Source organism: Acinetobacter sp. ANC5681, from assembly GCF_023488045.1.
Lineage (GTDB): Bacteria > Pseudomonadota > Gammaproteobacteria > Pseudomonadales > Moraxellaceae > Acinetobacter.
Map to the genome: position 1 here is coordinate 1 of NZ_JAMFKZ010000070.1, position 2,135 is coordinate 2,135.

Genomic DNA, 2,135 nt, shown 5'->3' on the forward strand with positions numbered 1-2,135 from the left:
CCGTCGCTGGCATCTGATCCAATGTACTGAAATTTTTATCAGCGTGAAGATTGCCATTACCAGCATAGCGACATAGAACTGTTCTACCTTGTTGGATTGCTGAAAAAGCTTCTTGTGCGTTTAAGATATTATTCATGTTCTTAACCTTTAATGATGCATATTGTTGTTTTGGCCATTGTTAGGATTGCCATTCGACCAACCCATTTGATCTGCTCGAGCACGGCAGGCATTCTCAATTCCAGTTGAAAAGGTTGAGCCTTTAAATGTGGCGATAGCTTTATCTAAAGTTGCTGGTTTATTTGCATTGCGAATAGATACCAAAGCACTTTGATAACGATCTGCGAGGGTTTTTGTTGCGGCCTGTTTTTGTTGAGTATTGCCACGCTGATTGTTTTGAGCGTTTGACTGCTGTTGGTTTTGCGCATTATTAGATTGCTGATTATTTGCAGATTGAGATCCAGCCTGTTGTTGATAGGCATCGGTATCAGCATCTTGGCTATCATCAATAAGGAATAAGCCATTAAGTGCATATTTCCGTGCATATGAACTTGAAGATCCAAAAGTTTGCGCAACATCCATGCCTTTCTTATTAATGTCTACGCCAGCATGTGCAGTAACAATAGTTTGTTTACCAGTTGCATCAGTGAATACAGCTTTAGCAGTTAGAACAACTACAGATCCTATTTCATGCACTTCGTCAGTAAGAACAAGAGTAGCGTTATATTGGAGCAAAAATGGTTTTACACCTTCAAGAATGTCTTCAAGGCTGCGGTAATGGAAATTACCGAATTTATTGAATTTGCTTTTTGGTGCCTTTAATTCCTGTTGAATTGTGCGCAATACATCTAATTCAACAGAATTTGTTTGTTGTTGTGACATGACAGATCCCCTTAATTAGATTTCGCGTTGTGGTAAGCAATACGTTGGTTTGCACTATATGGCGTGCGTTGAAAGCAGTCTTTCGCATACATTGCTTCACGTTCTTTTTTACGTTGCTTAGCAACTTCTTGCTGTAAATTGCGAGCAATCCAAGGTCTAGCTTTCAAATATTCAGAATCAACTGGTGTACCGCCGTTCTCTGATTCAAGACGGATGTCAGTCAACTTGTAATTGGTTGAGAATGTTTGTGGTCCAAGACGAACGTGATAACGCCCTTGGTCATCGCGAGTAATGAACTCGCGGAATGGGGTAGTGTATTGAGTGCTCATGAGTTCACCTCAACCATCTTATTTTTTTCGATATGAGCAGTGATTACAGAAATCATATTTCTGATGTCATCAGCATTGGTGAAATCGTTATAAAAGCCGCCGTTAGCCAATAAAACACGGTCTACAGCTAAGTTTTTAATAAATACAGCTTTGGTATCGCTACCAAGTTGACCGTTGTAATCTGGCTCTAATTCAAAATCAAAGCTTGTGAATACGTGATAGCCATTTAGATTGACGATTGCTTCACCAGTGGTATCAGATGTGATTTTTACTGACATCACGCCGTACATAGCATTGGTGTTTGCAAAGGTGTAAACAGGTGCAGGTTGGATTGGCTTAGTTACTAGTGCATAATCACCAGTTAAGCCGCACAAAGTGAATGCAGAAACTAAAGAACCAACAAGAAAAGACTTGCCTAGCGTATAACTGCGGTTGTGATTTAAGACATTTTGTTCCATAATGAAATCCTTGTGAGAGAGGTCCTGCGTCGCCAAACAGTCAGGACTTTTTTATTGTGACCTTAGAAATTCCAACAACCATTGCTAGTGAAGTCCAAAACTTCCCAGTTGGTGCGCGTGTTTCCTGTTTTAATAACTTTGTTGTGATCTTTGACCGCTTGGTCTTTTGCAAACGTCGAACTAGACTTATTTGTGTGGATTACTGTTGTATGTCCAGTTTTTTTGTTGCGTAGTTTGAACATATTCATATCTATTTCCTCATTTGAGTAAGAAGCCCTGTTTGATGTGAGAGTCGGCAGGGCTTTTTGCTGTGTATGAGGTAAATATTAGGTAAGCCTAATTAATTAGTCAATAGGTATTCCTAATTTATTTTAGGATTACCTAACTTTTATGTTTTAATAGACAAAAGAAAACCCACACTGGGTGGGTTGGTTCATGCAAAAAACTTTTTATACATATGCAAATGACT

The 2,135-nt window shown here is 39.2% G+C and carries 3 protein-coding genes; all 3 read right to left on the reverse strand.

The window, feature by feature from the left end:
• Nucleotides 1-147: 147 nt before the first annotated feature.
• Genes M5121_RS15700 through M5121_RS15710 form a run of 3 tightly spaced genes read right to left on the reverse strand, consistent with a single transcriptional unit; the run spans nucleotide 148 to nucleotide 1,666 of the window.
• A complete protein-coding gene (locus M5121_RS15700; RefSeq protein WP_249571692.1) occupies nucleotides 148-879 on the reverse strand; it encodes an ERF family protein in 732 nt (243 codons plus the stop codon).
• 11 nt (nucleotides 880-890) lie between these two features.
• The gene (locus tag M5121_RS15705; protein ID WP_249571693.1) at nucleotides 891-1,208 is read right to left on the reverse strand and encodes a hypothetical protein; all 318 of its coding nucleotides are present in this window, start codon (nucleotides 1,206-1,208) and stop codon (nucleotides 891-893) included.
• Entirely contained in the window at nucleotides 1,205-1,666 is a 462-nt protein-coding gene (locus tag M5121_RS15710; protein ID WP_249571694.1) for a hypothetical protein, read from the reverse strand. The genes M5121_RS15705 and M5121_RS15710 overlap by 4 nt, the downstream gene beginning before the upstream one ends.
• Between the last annotated feature and the right edge of the window lie 469 nt (nucleotides 1,667-2,135).